This is a genomic window from Nocardia acididurans (assembly GCF_016741815.1).
In the GTDB taxonomy this organism is placed as follows: Bacteria; Actinomycetota; Actinomycetes; order Mycobacteriales; family Mycobacteriaceae; genus Nocardia; species Nocardia acididurans.
Genome location: NZ_JAERRJ010000004.1, coordinates 423,069 through 443,059, shown reverse-complemented (window position 1 = coordinate 443,059; position 19,991 = coordinate 423,069). Strand labels below are relative to the sequence as shown.

Below are 19,991 nucleotides of genomic sequence, written 5' to 3'. Positions count from 1 at the left end.
ATGTCCGCCTCGCTCGACGACACCGCGGCGCACGGCCGCCCCCTGGCTCCGGGCCAGCGCCGCGCCTGGTTCCTGCAGACCCGCGAACCCGAGGACATCAGCCTCAACGCCGGCATCACCTACCGCCTCACCGGCGCGCTCGACACCGCCCTGTTGCGCGCCGCGGTGGGCGAGGTGATGGCCCGCCACGAAATCCTGCGCACCGTGTACGGCGTCGACGCCGCGGGTGAGCCGTTCCAAACGGTCCTGCCCGCCGTCGAACCGTCCTGGCAGGAACAGGATCTGATCGACCTGCCACCGCCCAGCCGCACCCGCCGTGCCGAGGTTCTGATCCGCCGCGTTCTGGCCGAACCCTTCGACCCGGCGACCGCCCCGCCCCTGCGCTTCGCCCTGATCCGCACCGGCCCCGACGAATTCGTCTTCACCCTGGTCGCGCACGCCCTCTGCTGGGACGACGACTCCTGGGAGATTTTCGCCCGCGACCTCACCGCCGCCTACAACGGGCAGCTCCCCGCCGCGCCCGCGATCGGCTATATCTCCCTCGCCGCGGAGACCGACGCCGACACCTCCGCCGACGCCGACGGGGCGGCTGCCGAGTTCTGGCGGGCCGAGCTGTCCGCGCTGCCGGAGCCGCTGGAGCTGCCGGCGCGGAATTCGTTCGAATCCGCTCCCGCACAGGCGAATCGGGCGGTCCGGGAGGTTCCCGCGGACCTGCTGGCGCGGATGGAGCAGTTCGCCCGGGAACAGTCCACGACGGTGCTTCCGGTCCTGCTCGCGGTCTTCGATGTTCTGGTGCACCGCTATACGGGCGCCGCGGATTTCCTGGTGTCGGTGCCGGTCAGCACGCGCGACGAGCGGTGCTATCCGGATCGGCCGGATGCGCCGATCGGCTACTTCGGGAACACCGTGCTGGTGCGCGCCCGCGTGGACGCCGCCGCCACCGTCGCGGATTTCGTGGCGGATGTGCGGGAATCGTGGGAGCGCGCCTACGGGTATCGGTCCATCGGGATCGACCGGGTGGTGCGCGAGATCAATCCGGATCGCACCGGCGAGCGTGACGGGTTCGCACAGTTGGCGCAGCTCGGCTTCGGCGTGCGCACCGCCGCGGTCGGGCCGGATCTGGAGGGCGTGGTCGCGGCGCGGCTCGACCTGAGCGGTTCCGAGCCACGAGTTACTCTGCGGCTGAACGTGATTCGTGACCACGTCGGGGTCTATCTGGAGGCCGAGTATCCGGCCGGGCGATTCGCGCCCGATCTCATCGACCAGGTGCTCACCCATTACCTGCGCCTGCTCGACGCGGCGGTGCGGGAGCCGGAACGTCGGATCAGCGAGCTGGACATGCTCGGCCCGACGGAACACGCTCGGCTGCTGGAACTTTCGCACGGTGCGCAGGCGGAGGTCGCGCAGACCACCGTGGTGGCCCTCTTCGAAGAGCGGGTGCGTGCGGCCGCCGCGGCCGTCGCGCTGGTAGCGCCCGGCGAGGTCACCGACGTGGAGCTGAGCTACGACCAGTTGAACCGGCGCGCGAATCGCCTGGCGCACTGGCTGATCGGGCAGGGCGTCGGCAGCGAGGACATCGTCGCGCTGCGCCTGTCGAATTCGGTGGAGTTCGTGGTCGCGGTGCTGGCCGTGCTGAAATCCGGCGCCGCGTATCTGCCGATCGATCCCGCCTATCCGGACGAGCGGATCGACTATCTGATCGAGGACGCCCGCCCGCGGCTGGTGCTGGGGCGGGTCGAGGTGGACGCCGCCGAGGAGGCCGCCGCCGCGCATCCGGAGCACGATCCCGCCGACGCCGATCGGGTGCGCCCGCTGCGGCCCGGCAATCTGGCCTATGTCATCTACACCTCCGGTTCCACGGGTCGCCCGAAGGGTGTTCCGGTGCCGCACAACGCGATTGCCGATCACCTGCTCGGCTTCACCGCGCAGTGGGGGATGACCGCCGAGGACCGCCTGCTGCAGTCGTCGTCGGTGAGCTTCGACGCCTCGCTGCTGGATGTGTTCGTGACGCTGACGCTCGGTGCGCGCCTGATCATTCCGCGTCCGGGCGGGTTCTCCGACATCGCCTACATCGCGGGTCTGGTCACCCGCTACCGGGTGACCGTGCTGCACATGGTGCCCTCGCTGCTGCGCACCTTCCTGTCGCTGCCGCAGATCACCGATTGGCGCTCGCTGCGTTTCGTGCCCGTGGGCGGTGAGGCGCTGCTCGGCGAGGTGGCCGACCGGTTCGCCGGTGCGCTGGACGCGGACCTGCGCAATCACTACGGCCCCACCGAGGCGGTCGTCAGCTCGACGCATATGCCGGTGGATGTCCCGCAGGGCAATCGGATCGTGCCGATCGGCCGCCCGAATCGCAATGTGGACCTGTACCTGCTCGACGATCGCCTGCGCCTGGTGCCGCCGGCTGTGATCGGCGAAATCTACCTGGGCGGACCGCAATTGGCGCGCGGCTACCTCACCCGCGGTGCGCTCACCGCGGAACGTTTCATCGCCGACCCGTTCACCCCGGGCGCGCGCCTGTACCGCACCGGCGACCTGGCCCGCCGCACCGCCGACGGCGAGCTCGAATTCGTCGGCCGCGCCGACGAGCAGGTGAAGGTGCGCGGCTACCGCATCGAACCGGGTGAGGTGCAGGCCGCGCTGATGACCCACCCGGCCATCCGTGACTGTGTGGTCGCCGTGGTCGGCGATGCCGTGGCGGGCCCGGTGCTGGCCGCCTTCCTGGTCCCGGAATCCGAAGCGCCGGAGGTGGATTCGGTGCGCGCCCAGGTCGCGGCCGTGCTGCCGGACTATATGGTGCCCACCGCCTACGCCATCATCGAGTCCATCCCGCTGACCCAGCACGGCAAGCTGGACCGCCGCGCCCTGCCCGACCCGGTGTGCGTCACCACCCGCCCGTATCGGGAACCGGTGACCCAGGCCGAGATTCGGCTGGCGGCGCTCTACGGCGAGCTGTTCGAGCGTGACCGTATCGGCGCGGATGATTCCTTCTTCGAACTGGGCGGACATTCCCTGCTGGCCAATCAGCTGGTGGCGCGCATCCGCGCCGAGTTCGGTCTGGAGATCGATGTGCGCGCGGTGTTCGACACCCCCGCGCTGAGTGGTCTGGCCGCCGTCCTGGAGGCGACCGCCCGCGCGGTCACCTTCACGAACTGAGGAGTTTCACCGGTGAACAAGGGCAGTTTCCTGCGTCGCCTCCGCCGTCGAGCGGGGGCGGGCCTGCTGGCGCTCGGTCTGACGGCCGGCCTGGTCGCCTGCGGATCCGAGGACGCGAGCAGCGGTTCCGGCACGGTGACCATCCAGCACGTGATGGGCGAGACCACCATCGCGGGCACCCCGGCCCGGGTGGTGACGCTCGGCCCGCAGTGGCTGGACGCGGCGCTCGCGCTGGGCGTGACCCCGGTCGGGTATCTGGTGCCGGGGCTGGCCGCCGGGACCACCGTGCCGTGGCAGCCCGCGATTCCGGAGTCCGCCAAGCGGATCGAGGCCACCGGCGACACCGTGGAGGCGATCGCGGCCCTGGAGCCGGATCTCATTCTGGCGCCGTCCTATATGGCCGACCGCACCATGTACGAGAAGCTGTCCGAACTCGCCCCCACCATCGATTCGCTGTCGACGGCGCAGGTCGATTCCTGGCGGGATCAGGTGACCGCGCTGGGCCGGGTGCTGCGCAAGGAATCCGAAGCGGCCCAGGTCATCTCGAATGTGCAGGCCAAGTCGGACGCCGTGCTGGCCGCGCATCCTGGGCTGCGGGGCAAGACCTTCCTCACCTGCATGCTGACCGGCCCCGCGCAGCTGATGGTGCTGGCCGATCCGAAGGACGGTTCCGCCGAACTGTTCACGGGTCTCGGAATGACCATCCCGGACAACATCGTTCGCGAAGCGCCCACCGGCGGCCGGCTCGCGCTGTCTCCGGAACGCTTGGGCGACTTGACCTCCGACCTGCTGGTGTGCGGCGCGATGCCGAGCCTGGAGTCGAAGTTCAAGGAGCTGCCCGGCTACAGCGCCCTGCCCGCCGTGCGCACCGGCGGAATCGCTTTCGTGAATGTGGTCGATATCAACGCGATCAATACGCCGACGGCACTGTCGGTCCCGTATGTGCTGGAGAAACTGGAGCCGAATTTCGCGAAGATCTCCGGTAGCTAGACCACCGAGCTACCGCGAAAAGAAATGCCCTGCACGGAATTCCGTGCAGGGCATACTTCGTGTCGCGCTACTTGGCCGCGTTCACCAGGGCGGGTTCCAGTTTGCCGAGAATGTAGGGCAGCGACAGCGGCGTCGGCTGATTGACCGCGCTGATCTCCTGGGTGGTGAGGAACACGACCGCGTTCTTCCGCACCGACGGCAGCTCGTTGTAGCCGGGCAGCTGCTTGTACTTGTCCTCCATGCCGGGGGAGTAGCCGGCCAGCAGCAGGTCGGCGGTCAGCTCGTCCAGTCGCTCGGGCGACAGCGACAGGCGGCCGCCGGTTCCGCCCTGCGCGGTGAGGTTGGCCGGAATGCCCATTCCCAGCTGGGTGAACAGCCGCGCCGAGCCGTCGTTGGGGTCGGTGAGCACCATGAGCTGCGAGGGTCCGGCCAGCCAGCTGCTGGCGAAGGTCTTGCCCTTCAGCCCGGGGTTGGCCTGTGCGATGCCGTCGATGCGGGCGTTCAGGTCGCCGATGACCTTGTCGGCGTCGTCGGTCTGGTGCAGCACCTTGCCGAGCGCGCGCACCTGATCGGCCCACGGCGTGACGGCGTCGGCGGTCAGCCCGGGGATCGTCGGCGCGAGCTTGGACAGGTCCTCGTAGGTCTTGGCGGTGGCGATGAAGGCGTCGACCAGGATCAGGTCCGGATCGAGGGCGGCCACCTGCTCGGTGATGTCCCCGGCGCTGTCGAGCGCTTTGGCGGATTTCAGGGATTCGGGTTCCCACGGCGGCAGCGTCTTGCTGACGACGGAGATGTTGTCGATGTAGCCGACCGGGGTGACGCCCAGGGCCTGCGCCGTGTCGAGCCACTGATTGCCCAGTGTCACAACGCGTTTCGGTACGCCGGTGACGACGGTCTCGCCGCGTGCGTGGGTGATGGTGACGGGTTCGCCGCTGCCTGCCGGTTCGTCGGAACCGGAGCCGCAGGCCGCGAGCCCGAGGGTGAGTGCGCCCGCGAGGGCGGCTATGGCTGTCCGCGTCCAGGCGCGTCTGGTGTGGGCCGACTTCATCGTGGACCTCTCCGTTCGGTCGAAATGCCCGATCCCACCCGGGAGGCGAGCGCAGGTGAGCCTAGCCTAACAAGCGTGGGAGCTGCGGTTTCCGTTGCCGGTTCGAATCCGGATGGGGCTGCCTATTGCGATCTTCTGCGGTTAGGTTAGGGTTGCATAAGTAGAAACCCGGGGGTGAGAGCAATGGAGCGTAGGTTGCCGGAACCTTTGTCCACCGTCGAGCGTCACCGGCTCGCGGACGAATGGGCCAATGGCGTCGAACTGTACGACGTCCCGGCGATCAGCTGCCTCATCCAGGGCGCGCGTCGCGTCCCCGCCCTGCGCACGGCCCTGAACTGCGGTTCCCGCACCCTCACCTACGGCGAACTCTTCGACCGCGTCGATGCCCTGCACGCCGAGAGCGCCGGATTCGCCTTCGGCTCGCGTACCTCCGCCGCGGGATCGGCGTGGGCCGGTGCGACCGTCTCCGGCGACGGCCGGGAGCCCGGCGACGCGGCCCTGGACGGACTCGTCCGGCTGCTGAGCGAGATCGTGTCCGCGGCCACCGCCGATGCGCTCCCCGTCCCGCCGAGCGATTGCACGGGCGGCCATCCGGGCGAATGCGGCCTCGCGCAGGCCGGCGACTGCGCCTTCACCCGCGCGCGCGGCCTCGCCGAGCCGGTCGTCTCCGGTCTCGCTCTGACCCTGTCCGCGCTGGCCGCGGCCGCCGACGACCGGCGCGGCGTCGTCGCCGACCATCGGATCTGTCGTGTCGATCGGGCCTACGGTTCTGCCGACGTGCGGCTGCTGGCCGTGGCCTGGGACGGTGCGGACGCGGCGGTGGAACTGCTCGCGGCCCTCGCCGACGGCGCGACCCTGGTCCTGGCCACCGCGGCGCAGCGGGCCGACGCCGCGGCGCTGGCCGGGCTGATCGCGGAGACCTCCGCCACCCACGTGCTGGCCGAGGCCGACGCCCTCGCCGGTTTCGCCGATCTGGCCGCTCCGTTCCTGCCGAGCGTGCGTCGCTGGGATGTCACCGGAACCTCCTGCCCGGCAATACTTTCCGGTCTGCTGCGGATGATCGCCCCTGATTCGGTGGCGGGATTCGCCTACACCGCACCCGAATACGCCGGGGTGGTCGCGCGCGGCCCGCTGGACGGTTCGGGCCGGGTCCGCCCCATTCCGGGTGCGCGACTGCTGGTGCTGGACGCGGAACTCTGCCTGCTCGCCCCGGGGGAGAGTGGTGACGTGCACATCGGCGGCGCGGCGCTGGCGATCGAACCCGCCGATGCCGCAGCGACTTTCATCGCGGATCCGTATGCGCCGGGCCGCGTGGCGCGGACCGGTGAGCGCGGCCGGTGGACGGCCGACGGGTGGCTGGTCTTCGATGCGGCGGCGACGGGTTCGAGTGAATCGGCCGGTGCCGCAGGCGCTTCCGGTATCGACTTCGCCGCCGCCTGAACCGACTGGTTTGTTAATAGCTGGCAATCTGCCAGAACAATGCAATTACATCTGTTCTGAACATTCGGGGCGTGCCGGAAGAATTCCCCGCGATGACCGGGCAACAATTTATCGATATTCCGGATCGCGTGTGATCTCCGGCGATATCGTGGAAATCACCCACATGGCCGCCGAGCGCGACGACGCGCCCGGGGTGCTGTCGAACCCGGTCCACACCGTTCCCGACGCACCAGCCGGCGCGACGATCATCAGGCGTTCATACCGAGAGCGCGCTGTCGTACCTCCCTGCTCGGCTCATTTCCTTCCGTCATCTCCGGAGTGATTCGAGCCGCGCCTGGATACGGTGCGGGACAGCCACTTTCGATCTTCACGCCGACCACGGCCACCCACCGACGCCCGCTGCTGGGTGTCGAAGTGTGTCCCGGAAGGAGGGGCTATGAGCGCATCCACGGCGCCCGGCCCGGAATCGGTCGCGTTCGAATTTCTACCCGTTGATCGCGGCGGCAAACTACGGATCGCGATGGTGGTTCCCCCGTATTTCGATACGCCACCCAAGGCGTACGGCGGCGTCGAGGCCGTGGTCGCCGATCTGGTCGACGCCCTGGTCGAGCGCGGCCACGAGGTGACCCTGCTCGGAGCAGGTGCGAACGGCACCCGGGCCCAGCGATTCGTCCCGCTCTGGGACACCATCCAGGCCGACCGGCTCGGCGACCCGTTCCCCGAGGTGGTGCACGCGCTCAAGGTCCGGCGCGCCCTCGAACGACTCGCGGTCGGCGGCAGCTTCGATCTGGTGCACGATCACACCTTCGCCGGGGTCCTGAACATGCCCGCCTACCGCGACCTCGGCCTGCCGCTGGTGGTCACCGTGCACGGGCCGGTGGACGGCGACCCGTACGTCTACTACAGCGAGCTCGGCGACGACGCCCACCTGGTCGCCATCAGCGACCGGCAGCGCGCCAACGCGCCCGACCTGAACTGGGTGGGCCGCGTGCACAATGCGCTCCGTGTGCAGGATTGGCCCTTCCAGCCGGAGAAGCGGGACTACGCTCTGTTCCTGGGCCGCTTCACCGAGACCAAGGCCCCGCATCTGGCACTGGAGGCCGCGCACGCCGCGGATCTGCCGCTGATCCTCGCCGGAAAATGCGCCGAACCACCCGAAGTGAAGTATTTCGACTCCGCGGTCAGGCCGCTGCTCACCGAGCGCGACACCATGTTCGGCATGGCCGACGCCGCGGCCAAACGAGAACTGCTGTCCCGGGCACGCTGCCTGCTGTTCCCGGTCCGCTGGGAGGAACCCTTCGGCATGGTCATGATCGAAGCCATGGTGTGCGGCACCCCCGTGGTGGCGCTGCGCGGCGGCGCGGTCGCCGAGGTCATCGTCGACGGCGTCACCGGTCGCATCTGCGACGACCCCGCCGAACTCCCCGCCGCGATCAAGGAGGTCCAGACCTACGACCCCGAGGCCATGCGCGCCCACGTCGTCGCCCATTTCGGCGCCGACACCCTGGGCCGCGGCTACGAGGACATCTACCGCCAGGTGGTCCGCACCCGTCAACCCCGGCGCGGCCGCGTCACCACCATCCGCACCTACGGCTCCGCCGCCCACCAGACCACGACCCAGCCCGCGCGGGCGACGGGCACGGGTCCGGGCCGGGCGCCTACGCGTGGGACCGGTTCCGGTCGCATCCCGAAGAATCGGGCGTCCGGACCGAATTCGAACCGGGGGCCGAGCCCGGCCGTACCGCCGGTGGATCCCGTCGCCGACCTGGCGACCGATCCAGTCCTGTTGACGGGGGAGGGGCTGGCGGCGGGGAGCATGCTGTCCGGAAGCGCGCTGGAGGCGCTGCTGCCCGGATGCGCTGGAACAGGAAGTCACGCAACAGGTTCAGCGCCTGTCCTCGAGCCCGGCGTCGTGCCGGAGGCAGGTCCATCGGAGGAAGGGTTTGAATGAACGCAGAGGCTCCGGCCGCACTCAACACCGGTGAGCCGTCGACCCTGGGTGGGGGCGGTGGCGCGATCACTCTGGTGGAGGGCAGCACGTTCTGCTTGTCGGACCGGCTCGGTGATATCGAGCTGGGCACCCCGTACGGGCTGTTCTACCGGGACGCGCGCGTGCTGTCCCGGTGGGAGCTGCGCCTGGACGGGCAGCGGCCGGAGCCGCTGTCGGTATTGAGTCCGGAGGCGTTCACCGCCCGGTTCATATTGCGCCGGCCTCCCCGGGCCGGCGCCGCCGACAGCACTGTTCTGATCGTCCGGGAGCGACTCGTCGCGGACGGTTTGCGGGAAACCATCACGGTCGAGAATCTGGGCCGGGAGACCACCGCCGTCGATCTGCAACTGCATGTGGACGCGGATTTCGTGGACCTGTTCGCGGTGAAGGAGGGTCGCAGCGGCAATACGCGCGCCGAAATCCTCACGGGTGACGTGGAATTGCTTCTCACCGACCGGTCGGATCGCTCCCGGGGTCTGGCGGTGTCCTCCTCCGAGACTCCCTCGGTACTGCCGGGCTCGCTGGCCTGGCGCGTCGTGGTCCCGGCGGGTGGCAGCTGGTCCACCGAGATCCTGGCGCAACCGACCCTCGGCAACCAGTCCATCCATTCGCAGCTGCGCCCCGGTGAGCACTACGAATTCAGCGAACCCAGCCGCAAGATCGCGGCCTGGCGCGACACCGCCACCACCATCACCGCGGGCGATCCGGCCCTGGCCTGGGTGCTGCAGCGCACCGAAAGCGACCTTGGCGCTCTGCAGATCCACGACGACCTGCGCGGCGGCCGCCCCTTCGTCGCCGCGGGGGCACCGTGGTTCATGACCCTGTTCGGCCGCGACAGCCTGCTCACCGCCTGGATGGCCCTGCCCCTCGATGTCGGTCTGGCACTGGGCACCCTGCAGCAGCTCGCCGAGATGCAGGGCCAGCGCGTCGATCCGCTCACCGAGGAGGAGCCCGGCCGCATCATGCACGAGATGCGCCGCGGCCCCGCCAGCGGCGCGGTCCTGGGCGGCGAAACCTATTACGGAACCATCGACGCCACACCGCTTTTCGTCATGCTGCTGGCCCAGGCCCGCCGCTGGGGCGCCGATACCGACACCGTCCACGCCCTGCTCCCCGCCGCCGATGCCGCGCTGGCCTGGATCGCCGACTACGGCGACCGCGACGGCGACGGCTTCGTCGAATACCGCCGCGCCACCGACCGCGGCCTGATCAACCAGGGCTGGAAGGACAGCTTCGACGGCATCAACGACGCGGCGGGCCACCTCCCCGAGGCCCCCATCGCCCTCTGCGAGGTCCAGGGCTACGTCTACGCGGCCCTGTGCGCCCGCGCCGACCTGGCCGAGGAATTCGGCGACGCCACCACCGCAGGCCACCTCCGCGACCGCGCCGCCGAACTCCGCACCAAATTCGCCGAAGCCTTCTGGCTCCCCGAAAAGGGCTGGTTCGCAGTGGCTCTCGACGCGAACAAACGCCGCCTCGATTCCCTCACCAGCAATATCGGCCACTGCCTCTGGTCCGGCATCGTCACCGACGACCATGCGGCGGAAGTGATCTCGAAACTCTCCGCCGCCGATATGGACACCGGATTCGGCCTGCGCACCCTCTCCTCCCGCATGGGCGCCTACAACCCCATGAGCTACCACAACGGCTCGGTCTGGCCGCACGACACCGCCATCGCGGTGGCGGGTCTCCTGCGCTACCGCCACATTCCCGGAGCGATCGACCTGGCCACCCGTCTCGCCGAAGGTCTCCTCGATGCGGCGGGCGCGTTCGGCGGCCGCCTCCCCGAACTCTTCTGCGGCTTCCCCCGGACCAAATTCTCCGCCCCCGTTCCCTACCCGACCTCCTGTTCCCCCCAGGCTTGGGCGAGTGCGGCGCCCCTGCTGCTGGTCCGCTCCTTCCTCGGCCTGGATCCCGACGTCCCACACCGCACGCTGACTGTCCTCCCGCACCTCCCCGCCCGCTGGGGCCGCATCGAACTCACCGACCTCCGCCTCGGCGGCACGGTCATCGACCTCGCGGTCGAAGGCGACCGGGTGACCGCCACCAACCTCCCCGACACCTGGACCCTCGTCACCCACTGACGCGGGTGTCGTACCCGCCTGCGAACATCGTTCCCATGAAGGCGAGTGGGGATGATGTTCGCGCGGCGGCACTTTCGCTACCCCAGGTGAAGGAGGGCTTCGAGTGGAACATGCCCACCTTCCGGGTCAGCGGAAAGCTGTTCCTGACCCTGCCGGAGAGCGAGACCTCCATGGCGGTGCGCTGCCCGATCGCCGATCGCGACGAACTGGTGCAGGCCGAGCCCGACAAGTTCTGGATCGCCGCGCACGAGGCCTACAACGCGTGGGTGCGCGTGCGGCTCGCGGCCCTCGACGACCTCGAGGAGCTGCGGGCCATCGTCGAGGACTCGTGGCGGCAGGCCGCGCCCGGCAAGGTGCTGGAGCAGTATTCGGGCGGGGTCACAGACTGACGCGCTGATCCGGTGCGAGGTAGAGCTTGTCGCCGTCCTTCACCTCGAAGGTGGAGTGGAATTCGGGGATGTTGCGCACGATCTGATTGCAGCGGAACTCGTCGGGGGCGTGGCTGTCGGTGAGGGAGTTGATCAGCAGTTCCTTGGTCATGGTGCTGCGCCAGCTCACGGCATGCGAGAGGAACAGCGCGCGATAGTCGGGATTGTCGTTGCCGGAACGTTTTTCGGAATCCCGGTAGGCGGCCAGGGCGATCTGCAGGCCGCGCAGGTCGGCGAGGTTCTCCCCGAGGGTGAGGGAGCCGTCCACGTGCTGGCTCGGGTCCAGGCCCTCCGGGACCAGAGCGTCGAACTGTTCCACCAGCCGTGCGGATTTGGCTTCGAACGCGGCGCGGTCCTCGGCGGTCCACCATTCCTTCAGATTGCCGTCGGCATCGTATTTGGAGCCCTGATCGTCGAAGCCGTGCCCGATTTCGTGCCCGATGGTCGCGCCGACCGCGCCGTAGTTGACGGCGGCGGAGGCGTCGGGGCCGAAGTACGGCGGCTGGAGATAGCCTGCGGGGAAAGTGATTTCGTTATTGGTGGGGGAGTAGAAGGCGTTCACCGTCTGCGGCGTGGAGTTCCACTCGGACTTGTCGACGGGGGTGCCCAGCCGCGCGAACATCTTCCGGACGCCGAAAACATTGGCGGCGAGCAGGGATTCGACGAGTCTGCCGCGGGTGATCTTCAGCCCGGAGTAGTCCTCCCACTTGTCCGGGTAGCCGATCTTCACCGACATCTTGTCGAGTTTCTGCAGGGCCGCGTCCACGGTGGCGGGCGACATCCAGCTCGAAGCCCGGAAATCCGCGCGGTAGGCCGCCATCAGGTCGTCTACCATGGCCTGGACCTGCTGCTTGGAGGATTCCGGGAAGTGCTGCGCCACATACAGTTTGCCGAGCGGTTCACCCAGCAGCCCGTTCACCTGGCTGATCCCGGACTTCCAGCGTTCGGCCCGCTCCTGCTGCCCGTTGAGCACCGTCGCGAAGAACCGGAAGTGCGGATCCGACAGTGTGCGTGGCAGATACGTGGCGTACTCGCGGATGACGGCGATCTTCAGATACTCCCGCCACACCGCGATATCCACCTCGGCCCACAGTTTCGCGGCGGCGGTGACATACGACGGCTGGCCCACGATCAATTCCGCGAACAGGTCCTTGGGTCGATCGGTGCCCCCGGCCAGCCACGGATCCCAATCGAATTCCGGTCCGAGCGCGGTCATTTCGGCCCAGCGCAGCTTGTTGTATCCGGCTTCGGCGTCACGCAGCCGCACATTGTCCCAGTGGTTCGCCGCGATCCTGGTCTCCAGATCGAAGACCCGCTGCGCCACGCCCGCCGGATCCGCGAGCCCCGCACCGGTGGCGATCTGCTCCAGATAGGTCCGGTACTCGGTGCGGATCTCCGCGTATTCGGGCTTGCGGTAGTAGTCCTCCGACAGCCCGATCCCGGACTGGCCGACATATCCGATATGGCTGTCCGACTTCTTGGAATCCACCGTGACGCCCAGCCCGATCAGCCCGCCGATCGGCAATTCGCCCATCACGCGCGCCAATTCGGCCTTGGTCGCCGCCTTATCCGGTTTGGCGAGCAGATCCGCCAGCGGCGTCATCCCCAGCCGCTCGATGCCGTCCATATCCAGCCACGCATCGTAGAAGTCGCGAATCTGCTGTGCCTCGGTGCCCGGCTCGGGATCGTGAATGCCTTCGATGATGGCCTTCAACTGATCCCGGATCCGATCGGCCACCTCCGCGCCGACGCCGTAGGCGACCCGATCCGGCGGCAACTTGTAGTCCCGCAGCCACGCCCCGTTGACGTGCCGGTACAGGTCGTCCTGCGGCCGGACCGCCAGATCCGCCCCGGACATGTCCGGCCCCTTCAACACCTTCGGGGCCGGATCGTCCGAACAGGCCCCGAGTGCCAGGGCGGCGGGCACCAGGCCCAGTGCGATCAGAAAGCCGCGCCGGTCCAGCCGCGATGGGCCCGATGCCGTCATCAGAGATCCTCTCGAGGTTTGCGCTGTACGCGAAAACGATGACCCATCCTGGCATGCCGGTACCTCAGAACGTGACCCGTTGATCCTCCGCGAGGAACAGCTTGTCGCCGTCCTTCACCCCGTAGGCGGCATAGAACTCCGGCAGATTGCGCACGACCTGGTTGGCCCGGAATTCGGCGGGCGCATGGGTGTCGCTGGACAGCAGGCGTTCGGTGTAGGCCTTGGTCGACTTGTCCCGCCAGTTGCGCGCCCACGATTCGAACAGCGCCCGGTGATCGGGATCGCCGACGCCGCGCCGCTTCTCGGCGATGGCGAAGGCCGCCAGCGACATCTGCAGGCCGCGCAGGTCGGCGACGTTCTCGCCGACGGTGAGTTCCCCGTCCACATGCTGATCGGGTGCCAGCCCGTCGGGGACGAGCGCGTCGTACTGCGCGATGATCTTCGCGGTGCGGGCCTCGAAGGCGGCCCTGTCCTCCGGCGTCCACCAGTTCGCGAGGTTGCCGTCGCCGTCGTACTTGGAACCCTGATCGTCGAAGCCGTGCCCGATCTCGTGCCCGATGACGGCCGCGCCCGCCCCGAAGTTCACCGCCGGCAGCGCGTCCTTGTCGAAGAACGGCGGCTGCAGGAAGGCGGCCGGGAAGGTGATGCGGTTGAACACCGGCGCGTAGAAGGCGTTGACCGTCTGCGGATTCGACACCCACTCGTTGCGGTCGACCACGGTGCCCAGCCGGTCCATGTTCCGTTTGGATTCGAAAGCGTTGACCGCGCGCAGGGATTCGATGAGCCGGCCGCGCGTGATCTTCAGCCCCGTGTAGTCCTGCCACTTGTCCGGGTATCCGATGTGCGCCTGCATCTTGTCCAGCTTGGCGAGCGCGGCGTCGCGGGTGGCCGGCGACATCCAGGTGGAGTTGCGGAAGTTCTCCCGGTAGGCGGCCTTGAGATCGTCCACCATGGCCAGCACCTGGTCCTTGGCGTCCTTGGGAAAGTGCTTGTCCACGTACAGTTTTCCGAGCTGCTCGCCCAGGTTCTCGTCCACCGTGGCGACCGCGGACTTCCAGGTGTCCGGGCGCTTCTCCAGCCCGTTCATCACCTTGACGTACTCGAAGTTGACGTCGGAGACGGCCTTCGGCAGATAGCGCGCGTAGGTGCGCACCAGGTAGAGCTTCAGGTATTCCTTCCACAGCCCGAGATCCACGTCGTGCCACAGGTTTCCGGCATGGGTGACATAGGAGGGCTGGCGCACGATGACGGTGTCGAACAGATTCCTGGGCCGGTCGGTCATGCCCGCCAGCCACGTGTCCCAATCGAATTGCGGTGCCAGCGCGACCATTTCGGTCCAGGACAGGCGGTTGTAGGTGAGGTCGGTGTTGCGGGCCTTCACATTGTCCCAGTGCCCGGCCGCGATCCGGGTCTCCAGATCCAGCACCCGCGCGGCCATGCCCGTCGGGTCGGTGAAGCCCGCGCCCTTGCCGATGCCCTCCAGCAGGGTCTGATACGCCGCGCGCTTGGACGCCAATTCCGGCTTGCGGTAGTACTGTTCGCCCATGCCGAGCCCGGACTGCGACACCTCGGCGATGTAGGCGTTGGAGTTCTTGCGGTCGATGGAGACGCCCATGCCGATGAGCCCGCCCACCGGCAGCAGCGCCATCACCTTGGCCAGATCCGCCTTGGTGGCCGAGGAGTCGACGAGCCGGAACAGATCCTCCAGCGGGGTGGTGCCGAGGCGCTCGATCTCGTCCAGGTTCATCCGCGCGTCGTAGAGATCGCGGATGTGCTGGGCCTCGCTGCCGTCCGCCGGGTCCTCGATCTCCTCGATGATGACCCGCAACTGCTCCTGCACCCGATCCCCGACCTCGTCGAAGGCGCTGAACGACACCTTGTCGGCGGGCAGCTGGTAGTCGCGCAGCCAGGTGCCGTTGACGCTGCGGTACAGGTCGTCCTGCGGCCGCACGGCGGGATCCGCGCCGGACAGGTCCGGTCCCTTCGAGGGCGTGACGGTGGTCCCCGGCGAATCGTCGGCACTGCAGGAGGCCAGCCAGGCGGCGGTCGGTGCGAGACCGAGCGCGATGAGGAAGGCACGGCGATCCATGCGGACCGGACCGGACGATGTCACGGGGGACCCCTCTCTGCGGGCGGCGGCGCCCCACCGGCCGCCGACTGTCGGCACGAGGCTACCGGCGTCGCCGCGAGTCGGCCGGGTCGAGCGGCGTCCCGGCCGACTCGGCGCGATCAGAGGGTGACGCGCTGGTCCGGCGCGAGGAACAGCTTGTCGCCTTCCTTCACGTCATAGGTGGCGTAGAAGTCGGCCAGGTTCCGCACCACCTGGTTGCAGCGGAATTCGGCGGGGGAGTGCGGGTCGTTGGCGATCTGGTTCTCCAGCGCCGCGGTGGTCTGCTTGGTGCGCCAGGTGCGGCCCCAGGATTCGAACACCGGCCGGAAATCGGTCTGCTGGACGCCGTTTCGCTGCTGCAGGGCGCGGTAGGCCGCCAGCGAGATCTCCAGCCCGCGCAGGTCGGCCAGGTTCTCGCCGACGGTGAGCTCGCCGTTGACGTGCTGATCGGCCGGCAGACCCGCGGGCACCAGCCGGTTGTACTGGTCGATCAGCTGCTTGGTCTTGGCTTCGAAGGCCGCGCGGTCCTCGGGGGTCCACCAGTCCTTCAGATTGCCGTCGCCGTCGTATTTGGAGCCCTGATCGTCGAAGCCGTGGCCGATCTCGTGGCCGATGACCGCGCCGCCCGCGCCGAAGTTCACCGCGGGCTGGGCGTCCGGGTCGAAGAACGGCGGTTGCAGGAAGGCGGCCGGGAAGACGATCTCGTTGGCGCTCGCGTTGTAGTAGGCGTTCACCGTCTGCGGCGGCATGCCCCACTCGGATTTGTCGACCTTGGTGCCGAGGCGGTCGAACATCCGCGTCACCTCGAATTTCTCGGCATTGCGCAGGGATTCGACCAGCTTGCCGCGCACGATCGTGAGTGTGGCGTAGTCCTCCCACTTGTCGGGGTAGCCGATCTTCGCGTTGATCTTGTCCAGCTTCACGATGGCGGCGTCCCGGGTCGGCGGTGACATCCAGGTCGAATTCTGGAAGTTCACCTTGTAGGCGGCCCGCAGCTCGTCCACCATGGCCAGCGCCTGCTTCTTGGCCTCGGGCGGAAAATGCTTGTCCACGTACAGTTTTCCGAGCGCGTCGCCCACATTCGAGTTGACGGCGGCCAGTGCCGCCTTCCACGGTTCGGGCTGCTGCTCGAGGCCGGACATGGTCTTGCCGAAGAAGTCGAAGTTCGCGTCGCGGATCTCCTTCTGCAGGTACGGCGCGAACTCGCGCACCAGGGTCAGCTTCAGGTAGTCGCGCCAGGTGCCGAGGTCCACCAGCCCCCACAGCTGCGCCGCGCCGGTCATGAACGACGGCTCGGCCACATTGAGCGTGCGGAACAGATCCTTCGGGCGGTCGGTGACGCCGGCCAGCCACGGATCCCAATCGAATTGCGGGGCAGCGGCTTTGAGCTCGTCCCAGGACATCAGGTTGTAGGTCGCCTCGGTGTCGCGGGTCCTGACGTTGTCCCACTGATCGCGGGCGATCCGGGATTCCAGATCCACCACCCGCTGGGCCAGGGCATCCGATTCGGCGAAGCCCGCCGCCTCGGCGATCTTCGCCATGAACGCGCGGTAGGCGGTGAGCTTGTCGGCGTTCTCGGGGTCGTTGTAGTACTGCTCGTCCAGGCCGGTGCCGGCCTGAACGACCCACGGCAGATAGGTGTTGGAGTCCTTCGGATTGGGCACCACGCCCAGCCCGATCAGCCCGGCCCGGGGCATACCGCCCATCACCTGAGCCAGTTCCGGTTTGGTCTGCGCCTTGTCGATGCTGTCGAAGACGTCCCGCAGTGGCGTCACGCCGAGTGTGTCGAGTTCGGTCTCGTCCATCCGGGCGTCGTACAGATCGCGGATGCGCTGGTCATCGGTGCCGGATTCCGGGTTGTGGATGCCCTGGACGATGTCCTTCAGCTGTCCCTCGACCCGATCGTTCACCTCGTCGAAGGTGCCGAAGGACACCTTGTCCGCGGGCAGCTGGTACTTGTCGAGCCAGCGGCCGTTGACGAATCGGTAGAGATCGTCCTGCGGCCGGACGGCCGGATCCGAACCCGACATGTCCGGCCCGATCAGCTGATGCGAGGACGGCGTCGTGTCGTCCGATCGGGAGCAGGCGGGCAGCAGCAGTGCGGTCGCGGGCACCAGGCCCAGGGCGACCAGGAACTTGCGGCGATCGAGGGCTAGGGGGCGCTCGGACGACAACGCGAATCTCCTCCGGGGGACAATCGGATTTGCTCGGACCTTGCTGTTCGCGAACGCTAATGGACCGAACTGAGGATGACCTGAAGGCGGCGACCGTCGGCGCGTGTCCCGCCGCAGCCGTCGGCGTGCGGTCGCCGGGGTGACCCCGATGTGGGTCCGGCCACCCTGATTTGGGCGTGACCTGGGGCTTGGCTACACTAGACCGGTTGCCTGCGGGAGCTATGCCCGCACTTCGGCCGCGAACCCACAGCGGTTCGGTCTATCCAGATCGGTGAAAACCGCTGGCAGGCGCGCGTGCGAAGGGCAACTGACCATGCCCGTCGGGTCGGCAATCCGGCGTGCATTACGTCCAGGTCTAGGAGGAGCTGAAGTGATTCAGCAAGAGTCGCGACTGCGCGTCGCCGACAACACGGGTGCGAAGGAAATCCTCTGCATCCGCGTGCTCGGTGGTTCGTCGCGTCGCTATGCCGGTATCGGTGACGTCATCGTCGCCACCGTCAAGGACGCCATCCCCGGCGGCAACGTCAAGAAGGGCGATGTCGTCAAGGCGGTCGTCGTGCGCACCGTCAAGGAGCGTCGTCGTCCGGATGGTTCGTACATCAAGTTCGATGAGAACGCCGCGGTGCTCATCAAGGCGGACAACGATCCGCGTGGCACCCGCATCTTCGGCCCCGTCGGCCGTGAGCTGCGCGACAAGCGCTTCATGAAGATCGTTTCGCTGGCCCCGGAGGTGCTCTGACCATGAAGGTGCACAAGGGCGACACGGTCATCGTCGTCTCGGGTAAGGACAAGGGCGCCAAGGGCAAGGTCATCCAGGCCTACCCGGCGACCGGCAAGGTCCTGGTCGAGGGCGTCAACCGCATCAAGAAGCACGTCGCGAACTCCGCGAACCAGCGTGGCGCCAGCTCGGGCGGCATCGTCACCCAGGAAGCGCCGATCCAGGCCTCCAACGTGATGGTCGTCGACTCCGACGGCAAGCCGACCCGCGTGGGCTACCGCACCGACGAGAACGGCAAGCGGGTCCGCATCTCCCGTCGCAACGGGAAGGACATCTGAGATGACTTCTACTGAGAACAAGGTGCAGCCGCGCCTGAAGGCGCGCTACCGCGCCGAGATCAAGGACGCGCTGCAGAGCGAGTTCAACTACGCCAACGTGATGCAGATCCCCGGCGTGGTCAAGGTTGTCGTCAACATGGGTGTCGGCGACGCCGCCCGTGACGCCAAGCTGATCAACGGTGCGGTCGCCGACCTCACCCTGATCACCGGCCAGAAGCCCGAGATCCGCAAGGCCACCAAGTCCATCGCGCAGTTCAAGCTGCGTGAGGGCATGCCGATCGGCGCGAAGGTCACCCTGCGCGGCGACCGCATGTGGGAGTTCCTGGATCGCCTGATCTCCATCGCGCTGCCGCGTATCCGCGACTTCCGCGGTCTGTCGCCGAAGCAGTTCGACGGCAACGGCAACTACACCTTCGGCCTCTCGGAGCAGTCCATGTTCCACGAGATCGACGTCGACAAGATCGACCGCCCCCGCGGTATGGACATCACCGTGGTCACCACCGCGACCAACAACGAGGAAGGCCGCGCCCTCCTGAAGCACCTCGGCTTCCCGTTCAAGGAGAACTGATCCATGGCTAAGAAGGCTCTGATCAACAAGGCCAACGCCAAGCCGAAGTTCGCTGTGCGCGCCTACACCCGCTGCCAGCGCTGCGGCCGCCCGCACGCCGTCTACCGCAAGTTCGGCCTCTGCCGCGTCTGCCTCCGTGAGATGGCCCACCGCGGCGAGCTCCCGGGCGTGCACAAGTCGTCCTGGTAATCACCCCCTGGTGACCCCGGACCACTGAATCCCCAAGGGCCCTCCCGAGTTCCGACTCGGGAGGGCCCTTGGCTGTTTCCACGGTCCTGCCGATGCCGGCTAACAGCCAGCACGTTAGAGTCAGCGATAGTTGGTCGGGAGGGTGAAAGTGGCGATAACTGGCGGGACCGCGGGACAGTTCGAGGTGATCCCGGATGATGTGCAGGGTTTCGGCCGGGCGGCGTATCGGATCGCCGATGAATTGCGTTCGGCGTCGGCCGGTCTCGATGGCGAGGTGCAGGGGTTGATGACCACCTGGAAGGGCGCGGCCGCCGATTCCTATCTCGCCGGGTGGGACGAGATGCACCGAGGCGCACTGGATGTGTGGGACACCCTGTTCGAGCTTGCCGCGAAGCTGGGGATCACCGCGGAGAACTTTCAGCAGGCCGACACCGATTTCGGTGCTGCCGTCTCGTCCCTGAATCTGCCATGAGCGTCGCGGGCGAGGGGTACTCGGTCGACCTGGCCCATCTGGACGATGTCACCGCCCGGATGCGTGCCCTGAAGGCGTTTGTCATCGATCAGCTCACCGCGCTGGACACCAAGGCCCAGGCGGCGATGACCTCGTGGAACGGCGAGGCGGCCACCGCGTACCAGGTCGCGCACCAGGAGTGGGCGGACGGTGCGACGGATGTGCAGGAGGGTTTGCAGGTCCTTGAGAAGGCGGCCCAGACCGCGCACGGCAACTACACGAGCGCGGTGGCGGCGAACCTGAAGAGGCTCGGTCAATAG

The 19,991-nt window shown here is 68.0% G+C and carries 15 protein-coding genes and 1 pseudogene; 12 read left to right on the top strand and 4 right to left on the bottom strand.

All coding sequences use genetic code 11. The features are described from left to right. Together JK358_RS12720 and JK358_RS12715 are read left to right on the top strand one after the other, a co-directional pair. The gene (locus JK358_RS12720; RefSeq protein ID WP_232851169.1) at positions 1 to 3,156 is read left to right on the top strand and encodes a non-ribosomal peptide synthetase; all 3,156 of its coding nucleotides are present in this window, start codon (positions 1 to 3) and stop codon (positions 3,154 to 3,156) included. Positions 3,157 to 3,168: 12 nt separating this feature from the next. After that, positions 3,169 to 4,146, top strand: coding sequence for an ABC transporter substrate-binding protein (locus JK358_RS12715; RefSeq protein WP_307817486.1), 978 nt, complete (start codon positions 3,169 to 3,171; stop codon positions 4,144 to 4,146). A 67-nt stretch (positions 4,147 to 4,213) separates the two neighbouring features. Here the strand turns inward: JK358_RS12715 and JK358_RS12710 are convergent, their stop codons facing one another. Further along, on the bottom strand, positions 4,214 to 5,194 hold the full coding sequence (locus JK358_RS12710; protein WP_201947060.1) for an ABC transporter substrate-binding protein: 981 nt from the start codon (positions 5,192 to 5,194) through the stop codon (positions 4,214 to 4,216). A 195-nt stretch (positions 5,195 to 5,389) separates the two neighbouring features. Here JK358_RS12710 and JK358_RS12705 point away from each other — a divergent pair, with 195 nt between their 5' ends. From JK358_RS12705 to JK358_RS12690, 4 genes and pseudogenes are all read left to right on the top strand, one after another. Further along, a complete protein-coding gene (locus JK358_RS12705; protein ID WP_201947058.1) occupies positions 5,390 to 6,634 on the top strand; it encodes an AMP-binding protein in 1,245 nt (414 codons plus the stop codon). A 520-nt stretch (positions 6,635 to 7,154) separates the two neighbouring features. Further along, positions 7,155 to 8,210 (top strand): annotated as a pseudogene (locus tag JK358_RS12700) (glycosyltransferase family 4 protein); the annotation flags it as partial. Between the two features lie 371 nt (positions 8,211 to 8,581). Next, positions 8,582 to 10,708 carry an amylo-alpha-1,6-glucosidase gene (locus JK358_RS12695; protein ID WP_201947055.1) on the top strand — a complete coding sequence of 709 codons (2,127 nt, stop codon included), beginning with the start codon at positions 8,582 to 8,584 and terminating at the stop codon, positions 10,706 to 10,708. 35 nt (positions 10,709 to 10,743) lie between these two features. After that, positions 10,744 to 11,097, top strand: coding sequence for an MmcQ/YjbR family DNA-binding protein (locus JK358_RS12690; protein WP_201947053.1), 354 nt, complete (start codon positions 10,744 to 10,746; stop codon positions 11,095 to 11,097). Here JK358_RS12690 and JK358_RS12685 read toward each other — a convergent pair. The 3 genes from JK358_RS12685 to JK358_RS12675 all read right to left on the bottom strand — a co-directional run bounded on the left by JK358_RS12685 (position 11,087) and on the right by JK358_RS12675 (position 17,407). Continuing rightward, entirely contained in the window at positions 11,087 to 13,123 is a 2,037-nt protein-coding gene (locus JK358_RS12685; RefSeq protein WP_201947051.1) for a M13 family metallopeptidase, read from the bottom strand. The two genes, JK358_RS12690 and JK358_RS12685, sit on opposite strands and share 11 nt — an antisense overlap. 64 nt (positions 13,124 to 13,187) lie before the next feature. Then, positions 13,188 to 15,236 carry a M13 family metallopeptidase gene (locus JK358_RS12680; RefSeq protein WP_307817485.1) on the bottom strand — a complete coding sequence of 683 codons (2,049 nt, stop codon included), beginning with the start codon at positions 15,234 to 15,236 and terminating at the stop codon, positions 13,188 to 13,190. A gap of 116 nt (positions 15,237 to 15,352) precedes the next feature. Next, positions 15,353 to 17,407, bottom strand: a complete 2,055-nt coding sequence (locus tag JK358_RS12675; RefSeq protein ID WP_201947049.1) for a M13 family metallopeptidase — start codon at positions 17,405 to 17,407, stop codon at positions 15,353 to 15,355. A 370-nt stretch (positions 17,408 to 17,777) separates the two neighbouring features. On the opposite strand from JK358_RS12675, the gene rplN reads away from it, so the two are divergent. The 6 genes from rplN (at position 17,778) to JK358_RS12645 (ending at position 19,991) form a co-directional block, all read left to right on the top strand. Next, positions 17,778 to 18,146, top strand: a complete 369-nt coding sequence (gene rplN / locus JK358_RS12670; protein WP_030513395.1) for a 50S ribosomal protein L14 — start codon at positions 17,778 to 17,780, stop codon at positions 18,144 to 18,146. 2 nt (positions 18,147 to 18,148) lie between these two features. Continuing rightward, positions 18,149 to 18,463 (top strand): 50S ribosomal protein L24, encoded by a 315-nt coding sequence (rplX, locus tag JK358_RS12665; RefSeq protein WP_067574588.1) that lies wholly within the window; start codon positions 18,149 to 18,151, stop codon positions 18,461 to 18,463. Between the two features lies 1 nt (position 18,464). Next, complete coding sequence (gene rplE, locus JK358_RS12660; protein ID WP_157388598.1) at positions 18,465 to 19,031, top strand: 50S ribosomal protein L5; 567 nt, start codon at positions 18,465 to 18,467, stop codon at positions 19,029 to 19,031. A gap of 3 nt (positions 19,032 to 19,034) precedes the next feature. Then, complete coding sequence (locus tag JK358_RS12655; protein ID WP_029923637.1) at positions 19,035 to 19,220, top strand: type Z 30S ribosomal protein S14; 186 nt, start codon at positions 19,035 to 19,037, stop codon at positions 19,218 to 19,220. Positions 19,221 to 19,368: 148 nt separating this feature from the next. Beyond that, on the top strand, positions 19,369 to 19,692 hold the full coding sequence (locus tag JK358_RS12650; protein WP_201947047.1) for a WXG100 family type VII secretion target: 324 nt from the start codon (positions 19,369 to 19,371) through the stop codon (positions 19,690 to 19,692). Further along, positions 19,689 to 19,991, top strand: coding sequence for a WXG100 family type VII secretion target (locus JK358_RS12645; protein WP_201947045.1), 303 nt, complete (start codon positions 19,689 to 19,691; stop codon positions 19,989 to 19,991). Before JK358_RS12650 ends, JK358_RS12645 begins: the two co-directional genes overlap by 4 nt.

Coding starts and splice junctions, on each gene's coding strand:
- JK358_RS12690 (WP_201947053.1), top strand. CDS start 10,744: ATGAAGGCGAGTGGGGATGATGTTCGCGCGGCGGCACTTTCGCTACCC.
- JK358_RS12720 (WP_232851169.1), top strand. CDS start 1: ATGTCCGCCTCGCTCGACGACACCGCGGCGCACGGCCGCCCCCTGGCT.
- rplE (WP_157388598.1), top strand. CDS start 18,465: ATGACTTCTACTGAGAACAAGGTGCAGCCGCGCCTGAAGGCGCGCTAC.
- JK358_RS12655 (WP_029923637.1), top strand. CDS start 19,035: ATGGCTAAGAAGGCTCTGATCAACAAGGCCAACGCCAAGCCGAAGTTC.
- rplX (WP_067574588.1), top strand. CDS start 18,149: ATGAAGGTGCACAAGGGCGACACGGTCATCGTCGTCTCGGGTAAGGAC.
- JK358_RS12645 (WP_201947045.1), top strand. CDS start 19,689: ATGAGCGTCGCGGGCGAGGGGTACTCGGTCGACCTGGCCCATCTGGAC.
- JK358_RS12710 (WP_201947060.1), bottom strand. CDS start 5,194: ATGAAGTCGGCCCACACCAGACGCGCCTGGACGCGGACAGCCATAGCC.
- JK358_RS12695 (WP_201947055.1), top strand. CDS start 8,582: ATGAACGCAGAGGCTCCGGCCGCACTCAACACCGGTGAGCCGTCGACC.
- JK358_RS12685 (WP_201947051.1), bottom strand. CDS start 13,123: ATGACGGCATCGGGCCCATCGCGGCTGGACCGGCGCGGCTTTCTGATC.